A 16661-nucleotide genomic window follows, 5' to 3' on the forward strand; every position below is an offset into this window, starting at 1 on the left:
GGCATGTTCGACCAGGTCGCCGCAGGCTACGACCGCACGAACACCGTGATGACGTTCGGCAACGACGCGTTCTGGCGCGCGGCGACGACCCGGGCGGTCGCTCCGAAGCGCGGCGAGCGGATCCTCGATCTCGCCGCAGGTACGGCATCCTCATCCGCATCCCTCGCGATGAGCGGAGCCGACGTCGTCGCCGCAGACTTCTCGCCCGGCATGCTGGCCGAGGGGAAGCGTCGCCACGGCCATCTGCCGAATCTGTCGTTCGTCGAGGCCGACGCCATGAATCTGCCGTTCGCCGACGACGAGTTCGACGCCGTGACCATGTCGTACGGACTGCGCAATGTGCAGCAGCCGAAGAAGGCGCTCGCCGAACTGCTGCGCGTCACGAAGCCCGGTGGACGCCTCGTCATCAACGAGTTCTCGACGCCTCCGGGCAAGGCGTTCCGTGGCCTCTACCGCTTCTACAACGCGCAGGTGCTGCCAAGGGTCGCTCGAGTGGCCGGCACGAATGCAGATGCGTACGACTACCTGAACGAGTCGATCATGCACTGGCCGGACCAGAAGCAGCTTTCGGCCTGGATTCGGGAGGCCGGTTGGACGAACGTCGCCTACCGCAACCTCTCGTTCGGCATCGTCGCGCTGCACCGTGCGAGAAAGCCGGCGACCACGCAGGCGAAGGCCCCCGGATCGACCAAGACCTCCAAGCCGAAGAAGGCGTGAGCCCCAGGTAGGGTGGAACCGTGACTTCGAGCCCTGCCGCCCCGGGTTCGCGACTCGCGAGCCGTCTCGGCTTCAGCGACCGCGTATTCATCGGTCGCGCCGCCCGCCGTGTGGCCGACCAGATCGAACTGGGGCTCGACCTCGTCGAGAACGGCCTTGCCGAAGACCTGCGCGTAGCCGACTCCGTGGCGGATGCCGCGAGCCGGTACCTCTACGAAGCGGGAGGCAAGCGCATCCGTCCGGTGCTCACGCTGCTCACCGCGCAGCTGGGCGAAGGCAACATCCCCGCCGTGATCGACATCGCCAAGGCGCTGGAGATGACGCACCTCGGCTCGCTCTACCACGACGATGTCATGGATGGTGCCGACCGCCGACGCGGAGTCCCGGCGGCCCATGCGGTGTGGGGCAACAGCGTCGCCATCCTCACCGGTGACATCCTGTTCTCGCGTGCGAGTCAGCTGATGTCGCGCTATGGCGATCGTGCGATCCGTCTGCAGGCCGACACGTTCGAGCGCCTCGTGATGGGGCAGCTCCACGAGACCGTCGGCGCACAGCCGGGCGATGACCCGATCGAGTTCTACATCCAGGTGCTCGCCGACAAGACCGGTTCCCTGATCGCCGCGGCCACCCAGGGCGGGGCGATCTTCTCGAACGCTCCGGCCGAGTTCGTGGAGCCCTTGCGCCTCTACGGCGAGAAGGTCGGCGTCGCCTTCCAGTTGCTGGACGACGTGATCGATCTGTCAGCCAAGCCGGAGGAGACCGGAAAGGTCCCCGGTACCGACCTTCGCGCCGGAGTGCCGACCATGCCGTACCTGCTGCTCAAGGCCGAGACGGATGCCGCATCCGCTGCCCTCGCGGTGCAGATCGACGAGGGCGTCGCCCTCATCGCCGACGGTGCCGACCCCGCGATCCTCGACCAGCCGTTGGCAGAGCTCCGCGACCACGCCGTGACGCAGAAGACTCTCGAGCTCGCGCGCACCTGGACGCGCGACGCCATCGACGCACTGGCACCGCTGCCCAAGGGCACGGTGCGCGAAGCGCTGACCCGCTTCGCAGAATCACTCGCTGACCGCAGCAGCTGATCGTGAATCGATCGCCGCAGCATCCGAAAGGACACTCATGACCAAGCTTCGCCTGGCCATCGTCGGGGCGGGCCCCGCAGGCATCTACGCCGCCGACATCCTGCTGAAGACCGAGCGCTCCTTCGACGTGTCGATCGACCTGTTCGAGCGGCTGCCTGCGCCCTACGGTCTCGTCCGTTACGGCGTCGCCCCCGACCACCCGCGCATCAAGGGCGTCATCAACGCCCTCCGCGACGTGCTCGATCGCGGCGACATCCGTATCTTCGGCAACGTGCACTTCGGTGAGGACATCACCCTCGCCGACCTCAAGAAGCACTACAACGCGGTGATCTTCGCCACCGGCGCCATCCGCGACACGAAGCTCGACATCCCGGGGATCGACGCCCGAGGATCGTTCGGAGCCGCCGACTTCGTGAGCTGGTTCGACGGCCACCCCGACGTGCCGCGCGATTGGACGCTGGATGCCGAATCCGTCGCCGTCCTCGGCAACGGCAACGTCGCACTCGACGTCGCCCGCATCCTCGCCAAGCATGCGGAGGACCTGCTCCCGACTGAGATCTCCGACAACGTCCACGCCGGGCTCGAGGCCTCGAACGTCACCGACGTGCACGTGTTCGGCCGCCGCGGACCGGCGCAGGTGAAGTTCACACCCCTCGAGCTGCGCGAACTCGGCGAATTGCGCGACGTCGACACGGTCGTCTACGACGAGGACTTCGATTACGACGAGGCGTCGCTCGCGGCGATCTCCAGCAACAAGCAGGTCAAGGTCATCGATCGGGTGCTGCAGCAGTGGCGCACGCGTCCGTCCGTGAACAATTATTCTTCGAACCCTGAGCCTGTCGAAGGGCGAGCATCCCGCCGCCTGCATCTGCACTTCTGGGCCAAGCCCGTCGAGATCAGGACGGATGCCGAGGGCAAGGTCGCAGCGATCGTCTACGAGCGCACCGAGCCGGACGGCTCCGGCGGGCTGCGAAGCACCGGCGAACTGCGCGAGATCGCGATCGGCCAGCTCTATCGTGCGGTCGGCTACTTCGGCTCCCCGCTCAAGGACGTGCCGTTCGACAAGCGCCACGGCGTCATCCCGAACCACGAGGGTCAGGTGCTCGCGAAGGACTCGAACCAGCGGGTGCCCGGCGTGTACGCCACCGGCTGGATCAAGCGCGGACCGGTGGGGCTCATCGGCCACACCAAATCCGACGCCATGGAGACCGTGCAGCACCTCGTCAACGACCAGGGTGCGTGGTGGCAGCCGGAGGACCCGTCAGAGGCGGCGATCCCCGCACTGCTCGAGTCACGCGGCGTCAAGTGGACGGACCTCGAGGGCTGGCATCGACTCGACCAGTACGAGGTCGCCCTCGGCGCGCCGCACGAGCGTGCGCGTGTGAAGGTCGTTCCGCGCGACGAGATGGTGCGGATCTCGCGCGGCGAGTGAGGCTCTCTGCGCCCCACGGCGCCGAGGTCGTCACGAGCCACTGAGTATGGTGGCTTGCATGACCGAATGGGTGCCGGACGTGCTGGGCGACGAGTTCGCGCAGCGCACGCTTCCGCTCGGCGACGATGACGAGGGTGCTGTCGTCGCGACCCTCGTGCGAGCGCTGCCGACCGCCAACGACGCGCATCGGATGGGGCGATGGGAGCGGGCGGTGCGCAGTCTTCGCGGCCTGCCCGCACCGGCCGAAGCCGCGCCCCTGCTCGACGGCGTCGATGTGCTGTACGTGCACGGGTGGTCGGACTACTTCTTCCAGAAGCGTCTGGCACGTTTCTGGACGTCACGCGGCGCGCGGTTCTTCGCGCTCGATCTGCGCAAGTACGGTCGCAGCCTCCGCGACGGCCAGACGCCCGGATACATCGCCGACCTCGCGACCTACGATGAGGACATCGCCGCGGCGCTCGAGGTGATCGCGCAGGATGCGGATACCTCGCGCGGTCCGCGTCGTCTGGTGCTCATGGGCCACTCGACGGGCGGGCTCGTGCTGAGCCTGTGGGCATCTCGGCATCCGGATGCCGCATCCGCCGTCATCCTGAACTCGCCGTGGCTGGAGTTCCAGCTCGCTCCGCTGCGCGCCGCGCTCGCACCGGTGGTCGAGCTGCAGGCGCGGTTGCGGCCCCTCGACGTCGCGCCGCAGATCGATCTGGGCTTCTACGCCAGGGCGCAGGCTGAGTCCGCGGATCCGGATGATGCGTTCGAGACGAATCCGGCCTGGCGGCCGGTGCCTTCGATGCCGGTGCACGCCGGCTGGCTGCACGCGATCCTGCGGGGTCACCGCGCGGTCGGCGACGGCCTCTCGATCCAGTCGCCGGTGTGCGTGCTGCTCTCGGCGCGCTCGGTGATGCCGTCCCGCTGGTCGGAGGAGCTCACCTCGGCCGACTCGGTGCTGGTCGTCGACGACATCGCCCGGCGAGCTCTCAGACTCGGCTCATCGGTGACCATCGAACGCATCGACGGCGCTCTTCATGACGTGTTCCTCTCGCGCAAGGCTGCGCGAGACGATGCCTACGCGCGGCTGGAGCGCTGGGTCACCGGCTGGGTGCACTCGCGGGATCATCCAGCGGGCGGCGCCGTCGCCGGTGGAGCGGCCGGGTTGCTGGACGGCACGGCCGCCGCGCCGTAGAGCGTGGCGATGATCGTCTTGGCCACCACGACCGCTGCCGTCTCGCCGTCGACCGGAGATGCGGAGAGATTGGCCGCCACGATGATGGTGTCCTCAGTGTTCGTGTTGTAGACCATGAACGACGAGTAGCCGGGCAGCTGTCCGTCGTGCCCGAGGATTCCGGGAGCGAACTGCGCGATCCCCCATCCGTAGCCCACGCCGTCGGGCTGTCCGGCGACGGTCGGCTGCACGCTCGCCAGGCGGAGCTTCTGCGTCTCCGCATCGAGCAGGCCGCCGCCCACGAGCGCCTTCACGTACACGGCGAGGTCGTCGGGTGTCGAGATCGCTCCGCCGGCGGTCCACGCCCATGACGGGTTCGCATCCGTCTGGTCGAGGGGAGCGAGGGTGCCGTCCAGCGCGGCCGGGAGCTGGGCCGCAGGCACTGCATACGAATCGATGGTCTCCGCGTTGGTGCCGAACTGGTAGCCCTGCGCGTGCGGTGAAGGGATGCTCGAGTCCGACGGCTCGGGCAGCAGGGTGCGCGTCATTCCCAGCGGTTCGAAGATCCGCTGTCGGAAGGCGTCCGATGCCGACATCTCGGTCAGCTCCTCGATCACCAGTCCGAGCAGCACGATGTTCGTGTTGCTGTAGTCGTACTGCGCACCCGGTGCGAAGTTCGCGGGATGCGCGAACGCGATCGAGAGCAGCTCATCCGGCGTCCAGGCCTTCTGCGGCTCCCGGTCGAGTGCCGCGTTGAAGCCAGGATCGAACGAGTAGCTGTACAGCCCGCTGCGCATCTCCGACAACTGGGCGATCGTGATGTCCTCGCCGCCGGGGACGTCCGGTCGGAAGTCCGATATCGGGTCGTCGAGGGCGAGCAGGCCCTCCTCGACCAGCTGCAGGATGACGGTCGACGTCATGGTCTTCGTGTTGCTGCCGATGCGGAACGCGTCATCCAGTGACATCGGCACGTCGCTTCCGAGTTCAGCGGTGCCGAAGGTCGCAGTCCAGTCGCCCTTCTCGGGCGACAGGATCTTCACGACGACCCCGGGGATCGCGTTCTGCGTCATGACCTCGGGGATCTGCGACTCCAGCGCCGCGGCGTACGACGGATCCGCGGCAGGAGTGGCGACGGAGGAGGGGGTCGGAGCGCTCGAGGCGCCGGACGAGCATCCGCTCACGAGAAGAACGGCGCTGAGCGCTGTCGCCGCCCACGTGGTCGTCTTCGTTCTGTTCTTCGTCTTCATTGCTGCGCTCCTGGGTCTCATGGCGTTCACGGCCCGGTCGTGGGTGCGGGTGGGGGATTCTCCGGGACGATCTGCGCCGCGAGCTCGGTCGCGAAGTCGGCCGCGAAGTTCTTCAGGTTGCCGCCCCACTCGTCATCCGTGTAGGTCTGGGCACCCGGAACGACCGAGACGGAGATCGTGACCGAGCCGATCGGCGATTCTGCTTCCGGCAGCGTCGCGACGGCGGCCTGGTAGCCGCCGAAGAGCGGGGTCTGCATGACCCAGTCGTCGCGGAGGAAGACACCGAGTCCGTACGACCACTGCGGGGTCAGCGTGTGGCATGAGCGGCAGCCGTCGAGCGGGGCGCCGAAGCCGACGAGATCGGCCCCGATCATCGACTGGTATGACTCGGCACTGAGCAGCTCACCGCGACCCACGATCGCGTCGAAGCTCTTCGTCATGTCGCCGATCGTGGTCGTTTCGATCGCGCCATGCGGGAGGGTCCACGAGGGATTCCAGTACGTCGAGTCCTCGAACTGTCCGCGCTCGGCGGTGAAGCCGTGCACGACAGGGCTCGGCACGTGCGCGGTGACGTCTGCGACAGTGCCGTCGAGCTTCAGCGGGTCGAGCACGTACTGCGCGATGAGCTCGTCGAGCGTCTTGCCGCTCTCCTTCTCGAGCACGTGGCCGAGGATGATGTATCCGGCGTGCGAATAGTCCCAGTTCTCGCCGGGGGCGAAGAGCCTCGGACTCGCGGCGCTGTAGGCGAGGAGTTCCTCTTCGCTCCAGGCGCGGAACGGATTCGCCGCCTGGGCCGTGAGGAAGTCCGCGTTCGCGACATGATCGGGGTAGCCGGAGGTCATCGAAGCCAGCATCCGCGGCGTCGCCTGGTCGGCATACGGCAGGTCGGGGAGCCAGCGCGAGATCGGCTCGTCGATGTCGATCAGGCCCGCATCGGCCATCGCGAGCATGGTGGCGGCCATGTACATGATCGCGACGGCGCCGTTGCGGAAGCGTCCGTCCTCGGTGATCGGGAATCCTGTCATCGCGTCGCCGAGCGCCACGGTCTCGATGACACGGCCGTCCACCATCACCTGGGCGACGAGCGACGTGAACCCGTGATCGTCGAACTCCTGCTGAGAGAGGTCATCGAGCAGGATGCTCGTGGCGTCGGCGAGCTCGGTCTGAGCAGTGCTCTCCACGATCGGAGCCGTCGTGCACCCGGTGACGATCAGAGTGCCGGCCAGAACGACGAGCAGTGTCGCACGTGGTGCGCGCCGACGCGAACGCGGAGCGACCGATGGCATGCGCGCAGACCTCATACTGGGGAGACTATTCGGGCGCAGGCCGGCGGAGTAGGGACCTGCGTCGCCAGTTCTCCGAACCGGCCGAGCGGAAGCCGCGTCGCATTTGCGTCTGCGCCGAGACCGCCACCATGATGAGACTGCGTCGAGCGCGAGATGCGCGCACCTTCCACGACCGGGGATCTTCAATGGGCTCAGGAACGAGTGCGCCGATACGGCGATCCTTCAGCCTGGCGCTCTTGGCGATCCTGTGCCTCGGACTGCTGCTCGTGCTCATGCTCATCGAGCTGCTGCCGTGGGGCGGTCCGTTCGCTCCGGCGCTCGCCCTCTTCCCGATCAACGTGCTGATCTATCTCGGCGCCGGCCTGCTCGCCTGGTACCGGCGACCGAGCAACAGCATGGGTGCGTTGATCCTGCTGACCGGCGTATGGGTCTTCCTCGGCGGTGCGGGGAACACCGACATCCCGTCGCTCGTCCTGCTCGGCACCATCGCCAGCAGCATGCCGCTCGCCGGATTCGTGCACCTGCTGCTGGCATTTCCCTCCGGCCGGCTGCGCGGTCGGATCTCGCGGGCGACGGTGGCAGTCGCCTACTGCACGTCTCTGCTCCTGCAGGCCCCGCGATACCTGTTCGCGCCTGATCCTGCCGCCCCTGGTATGGCCCTCGCGGATGCGCCGGAGCTCGCGAGACTCGGCGGTACCGTGCAGGAGGTCGTCGGCTTCATCGTCCTCATCAGCACGATGCTGCTGCTGGCGCGCCGGCTGAGGAATGCGTCGAAAGCCGAACGACGCGTTCTCGTGCCGCTGTACGGCTACGGGATCGCCGCCGTCGTCGTGCTGCTGTTCGCGTCGCGCATCCTGCGCCCGGTCTTCGCATGGGCGCCGCCGGACGTCGCCGCTCTGCAGCTGCTGATGTTCTGCGGCGTTCCCATCGCATTCGCACTCGGTATCCTGCGAGGAGGTGTGGCGAGAACAGCTGAGCTCGAAGAGCTCGGAGTCTGGCTGGGTGAGGCCGGCACCAAGCCGGCGATCGGCGCGGCGCTCTCCCGCGCGCTCGGCGACCCTGCGCTCGAGGTCTGGTTCTGGGTCCCCGGACGCGACGGCTATGTCGATGTCGACGGCGTCGAGGTGACAGTGGCGCGCGAGGCGCGCCACGAGGTCGAGCCAGTCGAACTGGACGGGCGCCGGATCGGTGCGATCTCGTACGACACCGCGCTCATGGCCGAGCCCGACCTGGTCCGCACCGCCGGCCGGGTCGTGGCCATCGCGCTCGATCGTGAGCGGCTGATCGCCGAGCTCCTCGCCAGCCGTCGCGCACTGCAGTCCTCGCGCGAGCGCCTCGTCGAGGTCGCCGACCGGGAACGTCGTCGCATCGCACAGGATCTGCATGACGGACTCCAGGTACAACTCGTCCTCCTCGCGCTCGAGGCGCAGCAGATCGCCAACGCGGGCGACGGCGGGACAGCGGTGCGCGAGCGAGCCACCGAGTTGCGCAGGGGCATCGATGCGGCAGCGGCGGGGCTTCGTGAGGTGGTGCACTCGGTCATGCCTGCCGCGCTGACCCAGCGCGGGCTGTCGGCGGCGGCCGAAGACCTCGTGGATCGGATGCCGGTGCCGACGACGTTGACACTCGGCGTCGTCGATCACGAATGCCCGCCGGTGGTCGAGAGCACTGCGTATTTCGTGGTGGCGGAAGCGCTGGCGAACGCGGTGAAGCACTCGCGAGCGAGCGCCATCGCCGTGCACCTGAGCCGAAGAGGCGATGTCCTGGACGTCGAGGTGCACGACGATGGCGACGGAGGCGCACGAGCCGGGCGGGGCTCCGGCCTCACCGGTATGGTCGAGCGCGTCGAAGCCATGGGCGGCGAGGTGCACATCGAGAGCGCAAGAGGCAACGGTACGACCATTCGAGCGGAGATCCCATGCGGGTTGTGATCGGGGAGGACGAGGCGCTGCTGCGGCGGGGTCTCGAATTGATGCTGGATGATGCCGGCCACGATGTGGTGGCCGTCGCAGCCGATGCCGACGAGCTCGAGAAGGTCGCCTTCATGCATCAACCGGACCTCGTCGTCACCGACATCCGAATGCCGCCGACCTTCACCGACGAGGGCCTGCTCGCGGCCCTGCGCATCCGTGCCCGGCTGCCGGGGACGGCAGTCGTCGTGCTGTCGCAGTACGTGCAGCGGCGATACGCCGTCGAGTTGATCTCCGACCAGACGGGAGGAATCGGATACCTCCTCAAACAGCGCATCGCCGACGTCGGTCAGTTCCTGGGAGACCTGCGCCGTGTCGGCGAGGGCGGAACGGCCATCGACCCGGACGTGGTGGAGGTCATGGTCTCGCGCGCTCGCCGATCGGACTCAGCGGTGAGCGCGTTGACGCCGCGGCAGCAGGAGGTGCTGGGACTGATGGCGGAGGGTCGCAGCAACGCGTCGATCGCGGCGCGGCTGTTCCTCACCGAGAAGGCCGTCGTGCAGCACGCCTCGCGCATCTACACCGCACTCTCGCTGGCGGTCGACTCCGATGCGCATCGGCGCGTGCTTGCGGTGCTGCAGTATCTGAACAGGGAATGAGTCCGGCGCGGAGGCTCTAGCGGAAGTTGATGTACTGCAGATCGACGTCGAGGTCAGAACCCTTCAGCAGCGCGATGACCGCCTGCAGATCGTCACGGCTCTTGGACTGCACACGCAGCTCATCACCCTGGATCTGACTCTTCACGCTCTTGGGGCCCTCGTCGCGGATGATCTTGCTGATCTTCTTCGCGTTCTCGGAGGAGATGCCGTCCTTGAGCGTGGAGGCGATGCGGTACTCCTTGCCGCTGGCGAACGGATCGCCCGATTCGAGGCTCTTCAGTGAGATGCCGCGCTTGATGAGCTTCGACTGGAACACATCGAGCACGGCCTTCGCCCGCTCCTCGGTGTTCGCCTTGATCAGGACGGACTCGCCGCTCCATTCGACCGAGGCGCCGGTGCCCTTGAAGTCGTAGCGCTGCTCGATCTCCTTGCGCGCCTGGTTCAGGGCGTTCTCCGCCTCCTGGTGGTCGACCTTGCTGACGATGTCGAACGATGAGTCTGCCATGGGATCAGTCTACCGATGCGGCATCTCACCGTCGATCTTGGAAGCGCTTCCACGAAGACCAGCATCGGCCCTCGAGTATCACGGCTTGATATCAGCGCACTCAGGCGTTGCATCCTTGGGGTGATTCGATGCATACTGTAAGCGCTTGCAGGTTTGCAGGCGCGAACGGCCTGCACCGGTGCATCCATCGGCAGTGCCGGTCGATCACGCACTGAGAGAGGCACACACCAATGAAGGTGAACATGAGGGGCATCGCCGCGTTCGGCGCGATTGCCGTCGTTTCGACGCTGACGCTGGCAGGTTGCGCCACCGGCGCCACTGACGACTCCGCAGACGCCGAAGGCGACGCGGGTTCGCTCGTCGTCTGGGTCGATGCCGAGCGCGTCGACGCTCTCAAGGGAGCGGCAGACGCGTACGAGGACAAGACCGGCGTCAAGGTCGAGGTCGTGGCGAAGGACGTCGACACGATCAAGGACGATTTCATCCAGCAGGTCCCGACCGGCAAGGGCCCCGACATCACGATGGGTGCGCACGACTGGCTGGGCGAGCTGTCCACCAACGGCGTCGTCGCACCGCTCGAGCTCGGCGACAGCGCCGAGGACTACCTGCCCGTCGCTCTGCAGGCCGCGACCTACGACGGCACCGTCTACATGCTTCCGTACGCGGTCGAGAACATCGCCGTGCTGCGCAACGCCGACCTGATCCCCGAGGCCGCGACCGGCTTCGACGACATGATCGCCAAGGGCCAGGCCGCCGGCCTCGCCCAGCCGTTCGTCGTCGAGCAGGGCGTCGAGGGCAACCCCTACCACCTGTACCCGTTCCAGACCGCGTTCGGCGCACCGGTGTTCGGCACAGACGACAGCGGATCGTACGACTCCACCGACTTGCAGCTCGGCAGCGACGGTGGCACCGCATTCGCCAGCTGGCTCGGCGCGCAGGGTGCCGCAGGCACGCTGAACACCGACATCGACGGCGAGATCGCGAAGCAGCAGTTCATCGACGGCAAGGCCGCATTCTGGCTGACCGGCCCGTGGAATGTCGGCGCCGCCGTCGACGCAGGCGTCAACGTCGCGATCGACCCGATCCCCAGCCCCACCGGTGAGGCGGCCTCGCCGTTCGCCGGCGTCAAGGGCTTCTTCGTGAGCAGCGAGTCCGAGAACAAGGTCGCCGCGAACGACTTCCTGGTGAACTACCTTGGCACTGAGGACGTCCAGCTCGCCCTGTTCGAGTCCGGCAACATCCTCCCCGCCCTCACCTCGGCAGCCGAGACCGCAGCAGCGGATCCGATCATCGACGGGTTCAAGACCGTCGGCGCAGACGCCGTCCCGATGCCGGCCATCCCAGCGATGGGGTCCGTCTGGGAGTTCTGGGGCGTCGCCGAGGCGGCTGCCATCAACGGTGCGGATCCTGCCGCGACGTGGCAGAAGCTCGTCGAAGACGTGACGGCAGCGATCAAGTAACACTGTTCCTTCTGCCGGGGTGAGGCGCACGCCTCACCCCGGCAGAACGACGATGGGCGAGAGATGACGGATACGACCACCACCACAGAGCCGCAGAAACCGCCGACCAGGCGGCAGCGGCAGGCGGCGAGCATCGCCGAGGCCGCTTCGCAGCGGATCGGATGGATGCTGCTGAAGATCCTGCTGCTCGCGGTCGTCGACGCCGTCGCGCTGTACGCGGCCTTCGTGCTCTTCACACACCAGGAATGGGTCGTGCTCGCCCTGGTGGTCGCGGTGGCGATCCTGGTCAACTACATCTACTTCTCGCGCAAGCGCGTCGCGGCGAAGTACCTCACACCCGGCATCATCTTCCTCATCCTCTTTCAGGTCTTCACGCTCCTCTACACGGGCTACATCGGCTTCACCAACTACGGCACCGGTCACAACGGCAGCAAGGATCAGGCGGTCTCCGCCCTCATGGCGTCCGCTCAGGAACGCGTCGAGGATTCGCCGACCTTCCCCGTCACCGTGGTCGAGCAGTTCGGCACGCTCGGGCTCCTCGTCACCGACCCCGAAGACGGCGACGTCTCGGTCGGCACGGTCGAGCAGCCGCTGCAGGAGGTCGACGGCGCCGAGATGGACGGCGACCGAGCGGTCTCGATCGAGGGCTGGGAATCGCTGAGCTTCGCACAGGTGATCGCACGCTCGAGCGAGGTCGAGAAGCTGTCTGTCGACTTCAGCGACGACCCCAACGACGGCGCGATCCGCACACCGGATGGCCAGAGCGGCTTCCTCTACGTCTCGACGCTCGAGTACGACGAACCAGCAGGAACCATGACCGACGTGCGCTCCGGCACCGTCTACAGCGACAACGGCACCGGTGCCTTCACCGCCGAGGACGGCGAGCAGCTGCTGCCCGGCTGGCAGATCACGGTCGGCTTCGACAACTTCGTGCGTGCGGTCACTGACAGCTCGATCCGCGGGCCCCTCATCTCCGTGACGATCTGGACGTTCGCGTTCGCTCTGATCTCGGTCGCGACGACGTTCTTCCTCGGCCTGCTTCTCGCCATCGTCTTCAACAACACCAGGATGCGCTTCCGCAACGGCTACCGCATCCTGCTCATCCTTCCGTACGCGTTCCCTGCATTCCTGTCGGCGCTGGTGTGGGCCGGGATGATGAACGAGAGCTTCGGCTTCCTCAACCAGGTGGTCTTCGGCGGAGCATCCATACCCTGGCTCACCGACCCCGTACTGGCGAAGGTGTCGGTGCTGATCGTGAACCTGTGGCTCGGGTTCCCGTACATGTTCCTCGTCTGCATGGGGGCGCTGCAGGGCATCCCGGAAGAGGTGAACGAAGCCGGCGTCATGGACGGCGCCAACCCATGGCAGGTCTTCCGTCAGATCAAGCTGCCGCTGCTGCTCGTGACCGTGGCGCCGCTGCTGATCTCGTCGTTCGCGTTCAACTTCAACAACTTCAACCTCATCTACATGCTCACCGGTGGTGGTCCGCGTTTCGCCGATGTGTCGATTCCGGTCGGGCACACCGACATCCTGATCTCGATGGTGTACAAGGTGGCCTTCACCGGTCAGACCCGTGACTACGGGCTCGCCTCCGCGTTCACGATCCTGATCTTCATCGTGGTCGCGGCGATCTCGATCATCAGCTTCCGCAAGACCAAGGCTCTCGAGGAGTTGAACTGAGATGACCGTCGCTCCCGCTCCGCTCACGCGCCGGCGTCGCCGCTCGTTCGGCGCATGGTTCGCCGACACCGGATGGCGCCATCTGGTCGCCGTCGTGGCCAGCCTGTTCGCGATCTTCCCGCTGCTGTACGTGCTCTCGGCCTCGCTGAACCCCCGCGGCACGCTGACCGGCTCCAACCAGCTGTTCTCCGCGATCGGCATCGACAGCTACGTGCGCATCCTCACCGACCCGCAGAACCCCTACGGGCTGTGGTTCCTGAACACGCTCGTGATCGCGCTCGTCACCGGCTTCACCACTGTGTTCATCGGCGCATGCGCGGCATATGCCTTCTCGCGCATGCGATTCGCAGGACGCCGGGTCGGCCTCGTCACGATCGTCGTGGTGCAGATGTTCCCGCAGCTTCTGGCAGTGGTCGCGATCTTCCTGCTGATGACGACGCTGGGGGACTGGTTCCCGGCGATCGGACTGAACACCCACACCGGCCTCATCCTGGTCTACCTCGGTGGTGCGCTCGGGGTGAACACGTATCTGATGTACGGCTTCTTCAACACCATCCCGAAGGAGCTCGACGAGGCTGCGCGCATCGACGGCGCCGGTCACGCGCGCATCTTCTTCACGATCATCCTCCGCCTGGTCGCGCCGATCCTCGCCGTCGTCGGACTGCTCTCATTCATCGGCACGGTCAATGAGTACGTCGTGGCGAGCGTCATCCTGATCGATCCGGAGCAGCAGACGCTCGTCGTCGGACTCACCAAGCTCGTCTCCAATCCGCGCTACGCGGACTGGTCGGCGTTCTCGGCCGGTGCCGTGATGGCTGCGATCCCGGTGATGATCCTGTTCCTGTTCCTGCAGAAGTACATCGTCGGCGGCCTGACGGCGGGCGCCACGAAGGGCTGATCGCGCGCCGAGGCCGCGCGCCGAGGCCGCGACTGCACGAGCGCCCGAGCGTGTCATCTGCGCGCACGCGCGCGGCAGTCGTAGCGTGGAGCCATGGCACGAGTGGGCGGTCGCAATCCGGTGATGAGCTGGATCGCAGGGATCTTCTGCGCCGGCGTCATCGCGGCGCTTCTCTGGCTGGCGCTCCCGATGGGGCCGATGCTCGTCGGGTACGTCGGCGACACCCTGCGCGCGGTCGCTCCCGGCGTGGGCTGAGCCGACGCCGCCGGTCACGCGACACGTCGGCACGCCTCCGCGGAGGCGGTACCGGACGGCGATAACCTCTCACTGCACATATCCGACGAGAGGCGCCCCCATGAGTGACCCCGAGGTTCCCCAGCCCGAGCGGCCGAAAGACGTCGACGACGTCGTCGACAGCGCGAACGCGGGACTTGCCGACGCCGCTGCGGCTGGCGCCGAGGTCCCTGGTGAGCGCGACTCGGCTGAGCGCGATGCCGCAGACCGGAATGCCGTCGACCCCGACCTCGCAGCCTTCGAAGAGGCCGAGAAATCTCACCCCGGAACCTTCGCGACTCCCGAGCTCAATGAGCCGTCCGAATCCTTCGACCAGCGCGCTGACCACCGCGCGGACGCCGAAGACCGCGGCGCAGGACCTGCGGCTGCGACGGGCATGTTCGCAGGAGACCGCGCGTCGACATCCGACGCCGATGCTCGACGCGAAGACTCCATCGCCGACACCGCATACCTGCCGCCGGTAGCAGACGACTCCGAGACGCGCGTCGTCCCCTCGGAGCCGACCATCGTCGCCGCGCCGGTCACACAGCAGCAGCAGCCGATCTTCGTGCAGGCACCCGAGCCGCCCCGCGACCGCGGCAACCGTGGCACGGCAGCCGGAATCGGGCTGCTCGCGACGATCGTGTTCGCGATCCTGTACCTCGCCACCGCGATCGGGCTCGGAGCACTCGCCGGCGATGTCACCGGCGAGAACATCGGCGAAGCCGCCCTCGCCCCGCTCACCACGTGGGGCTTCTGGGTTCCGGTCGTCGTGTTCTTCATCGGCTTCTGGCTGCTCGGCGCCGTCATCAACCGCGGCCGATGGGGACTCTGGGTCGTCTTCGGGATCATCGTCGGTCTGTTCGCGTACGCCGGGCACATCCTCGGCCAGCTGTTCGAGGCGCCGTTCTGGCTGATCTCGACGTCGGAGGGCAACGAGCTCGTCGGCAGCCAGCTCCTCGCACCCCTCGCGATCGCAGCATTCGTGTTCGGCCGCGAGCTCACCATCTGGTTCGGCGCTTGGGTCGCTCGCAGCGGTGCACGCAAGACCGAGCTCAACATCGAGGCTCAGCGCGAGTACGAGCGCACGCTCGAAGCCGGCCCCACACTCTCGAGGTAATCACGGAGACCACTTCGCCAGACCCCCGCAGGCCCGTGCCTGCGGGGGTCTCGGCCGTCCTGGCGACGGCGATGACGACGATCGGCTTCTTCGCGATCGCCGTCTTCGGCCTCGGGGTGCTGAGCATCGTGACGGATGCCGAGATCATCGACGTCCCCGAGGCGGGGCAGGCACCAGGCATCGTCGGCATGATCATCGCGGTCGCCGTGTTCGCCGCCGTTCTGTACCTCGCGGTACGGATCGCTCACCCGAAGTTCCGCTCCGTCTGGGCGATCTCGGTCGCCACGGCGTTCGCGCATCTGATCGCAGCGGGAGTCGGCGCCCTGGTCGTGACCGGCGACTTCGTGAACGCGCTCGCGGTGATGGGCGCGCTGATCACCGGCGGCGCGAGTCTCGTGATCCTCGTGACCGCGGCGATCGCCGGCTGGGCCGGTGTCGCGTTGCGGCGCACACGCGCGAAGCGCCCGCGGTGGCCGTGGGAACGCGACGATCTCGATGAGAACTGATCGGCAGACGCGATTATCGTGCGGATGACCCTATTCTGGAAAACGTGCAGCGGTCGCTAGAGACGCAGGTCGACCAGGCCGTCGAGGCCTGGCTGCGCTGGGTGCCGCGTTGGGAGCCCGCCACGCATCGCGGGCGCATAGCACCGTGCCGGCGGTGTCTCGGCTCGCCCATCCTCTCTGCCGCCGGCATCGGCGCGAACGTGCCGCACGGTGTGCAGCACGGCCTCTCCACCCGCATCAAGACGATCGTGGATCACGCGGTCGCCGAGTACACTGCGCGCAATCTTCCGATGCTTCAGCAGGAGCTCGATCAGCAGGCTGCGCGCAATCGCGCGCGCAGCTATCGTCCGTCCGAAGACCTCGAGCCGGAGTTCGAGGGGCTGCCGCTCGACCCTGATCCGGTGCCTGGCGCGCCTTTCCTGTTCACGATCGCCGGCCTCGCCGATGAGGAGAGCGTCGAATTGCCGCCGCTGCCTCCGCTGACCGAGGAGGCGAAAGCAGCACTGCGCCAGGAGGTCGCCCTCGCCGACGAGTACGCGAACATGGTCGGCCGTGAGATCTGCGGCATCCTGCTGCGGCACCGCCTCAACGTGCAGGCCGCGATCTCGCAGCACGTCGAACCGCAGATCGAAGCGCTGCTGGAGGAGCTGACGTCTTCGCTGGACTCGCCCTTCGACCCCGAATCCCCGTAGTCCCACCCCTCAGCCCGGCGAGACCGCGTCTGCGG

Annotated in this window: 16 protein-coding genes; 13 read left to right on the forward strand and 3 right to left on the reverse strand. The window is 67.2% G+C overall.

All coding sequences use genetic code 11. From position 1 onward, the window contains the following. Window positions 1-3: 3 nt before the first annotated feature. The 4 genes from JF52_RS0110115 to JF52_RS0110130 are packed head-to-tail and all read left to right on the forward strand — an operon-like array spanning window position 4 to window position 4411. A complete protein-coding gene (locus JF52_RS0110115) occupies window positions 4-717 on the forward strand; it encodes a ubiquinone/menaquinone biosynthesis methyltransferase (RefSeq protein ID WP_084595800.1) in 714 nt (237 codons plus the stop codon). A 20-nt stretch (window positions 718-737) separates the two neighbouring features. Beyond that, window positions 738-1799, forward strand: a complete 1062-nt coding sequence (locus JF52_RS0110120) for a polyprenyl synthetase family protein (RefSeq protein ID WP_033106033.1) — start codon at window positions 738-740, stop codon at window positions 1797-1799. A gap of 37 nt (window positions 1800-1836) precedes the next feature. Continuing rightward, window positions 1837-3231 (forward strand): FAD-dependent oxidoreductase, encoded by a 1395-nt coding sequence (locus JF52_RS0110125; RefSeq protein WP_033106034.1) that lies wholly within the window; start codon window positions 1837-1839, stop codon window positions 3229-3231. Between the two features lie 58 nt (window positions 3232-3289). Next, window positions 3290-4411 carry an alpha/beta hydrolase gene (locus tag JF52_RS0110130; RefSeq protein ID WP_052166880.1) on the forward strand — a complete coding sequence of 374 codons (1122 nt, stop codon included), beginning with the start codon at window positions 3290-3292 and terminating at the stop codon, window positions 4409-4411. Here JF52_RS0110130 and JF52_RS0110135 read toward each other — a convergent pair. After that, the gene (locus JF52_RS0110135) at window positions 4342-5637 is read right to left on the reverse strand and encodes a serine hydrolase domain-containing protein (RefSeq protein ID WP_033106035.1); all 1296 of its coding nucleotides are present in this window, start codon (window positions 5635-5637) and stop codon (window positions 4342-4344) included. The genes JF52_RS0110130 and JF52_RS0110135 overlap by 70 nt on opposite strands. 26 nt (window positions 5638-5663) lie before the next feature. Continuing rightward, window positions 5664-6938 (reverse strand): serine hydrolase domain-containing protein, encoded by a 1275-nt coding sequence (locus JF52_RS0110140; RefSeq protein ID WP_084595742.1) that lies wholly within the window; start codon window positions 6936-6938, stop codon window positions 5664-5666. Window positions 6939-7159: 221 nt separating this feature from the next. Between JF52_RS0110140 and JF52_RS0110145 the strand changes: the two genes are divergently transcribed. Then, window positions 7160-8854: a sensor histidine kinase gene (locus tag JF52_RS0110145; RefSeq protein WP_052166882.1), complete on the forward strand. Its 1695-nt coding sequence runs from the start codon at window positions 7160-7162 to the stop codon at window positions 8852-8854. Next, window positions 8842-9492: a response regulator transcription factor gene (locus tag JF52_RS0110150; RefSeq protein WP_033106036.1), complete on the forward strand. Its 651-nt coding sequence runs from the start codon at window positions 8842-8844 to the stop codon at window positions 9490-9492. Before JF52_RS0110145 ends, JF52_RS0110150 begins: the two co-directional genes overlap by 13 nt. A gap of 16 nt (window positions 9493-9508) precedes the next feature. Here JF52_RS0110150 and JF52_RS0110155 read toward each other — a convergent pair whose 3' ends face one another. Beyond that, window positions 9509-9997 (reverse strand): YajQ family cyclic di-GMP-binding protein, encoded by a 489-nt coding sequence (locus JF52_RS0110155; RefSeq protein ID WP_033106037.1) that lies wholly within the window; start codon window positions 9995-9997, stop codon window positions 9509-9511. Between the two features lie 230 nt (window positions 9998-10227). Between JF52_RS0110155 and JF52_RS0110160 the strand changes: the two genes are divergently transcribed. The 7 genes from JF52_RS0110160 to JF52_RS0110185 all read left to right on the forward strand — a co-directional run bounded on the left by JF52_RS0110160 (window position 10228) and on the right by JF52_RS0110185 (window position 16626). Then, window positions 10228-11457 carry a sugar ABC transporter substrate-binding protein gene (locus tag JF52_RS0110160; protein WP_033106038.1) on the forward strand — a complete coding sequence of 410 codons (1230 nt, stop codon included), beginning with the start codon at window positions 10228-10230 and terminating at the stop codon, window positions 11455-11457. 63 nt (window positions 11458-11520) lie between these two features. Then, window positions 11521-13137 (forward strand): ABC transporter permease subunit, encoded by a 1617-nt coding sequence (locus JF52_RS0110165; protein ID WP_033106039.1) that lies wholly within the window; start codon window positions 11521-11523, stop codon window positions 13135-13137. A 1-nt stretch (window position 13138) separates the two neighbouring features. Beyond that, window positions 13139-14035, forward strand: coding sequence for a sugar ABC transporter permease (locus JF52_RS0110170; RefSeq protein ID WP_033106040.1), 897 nt, complete (start codon window positions 13139-13141; stop codon window positions 14033-14035). A 93-nt stretch (window positions 14036-14128) separates the two neighbouring features. Beyond that, window positions 14129-14290 (forward strand): hypothetical protein, encoded by a 162-nt coding sequence (locus JF52_RS17630; protein WP_200880986.1) that lies wholly within the window; start codon window positions 14129-14131, stop codon window positions 14288-14290. Between the two features lie 100 nt (window positions 14291-14390). Then, a complete protein-coding gene (locus tag JF52_RS0110175; RefSeq protein WP_033106041.1) occupies window positions 14391-15428 on the forward strand; it encodes an MFS transporter in 1038 nt (345 codons plus the stop codon). 71 nt (window positions 15429-15499) lie between these two features. Next, complete coding sequence (locus JF52_RS0110180) at window positions 15500-15934, forward strand: hypothetical protein (RefSeq protein WP_052166968.1); 435 nt, start codon at window positions 15500-15502, stop codon at window positions 15932-15934. 44 nt (window positions 15935-15978) lie between these two features. Then, window positions 15979-16626 (forward strand): hypothetical protein, encoded by a 648-nt coding sequence (locus tag JF52_RS0110185; RefSeq protein WP_033106043.1) that lies wholly within the window; start codon window positions 15979-15981, stop codon window positions 16624-16626. The last annotated feature ends 35 nt before the right edge of the window (window positions 16627-16661 follow it).

The organism is Microbacterium profundi (genome assembly GCF_000763375.1).
GTDB classification, from domain to species: domain Bacteria; phylum Actinomycetota; class Actinomycetes; order Actinomycetales; family Microbacteriaceae; genus Microbacterium; species Microbacterium profundi.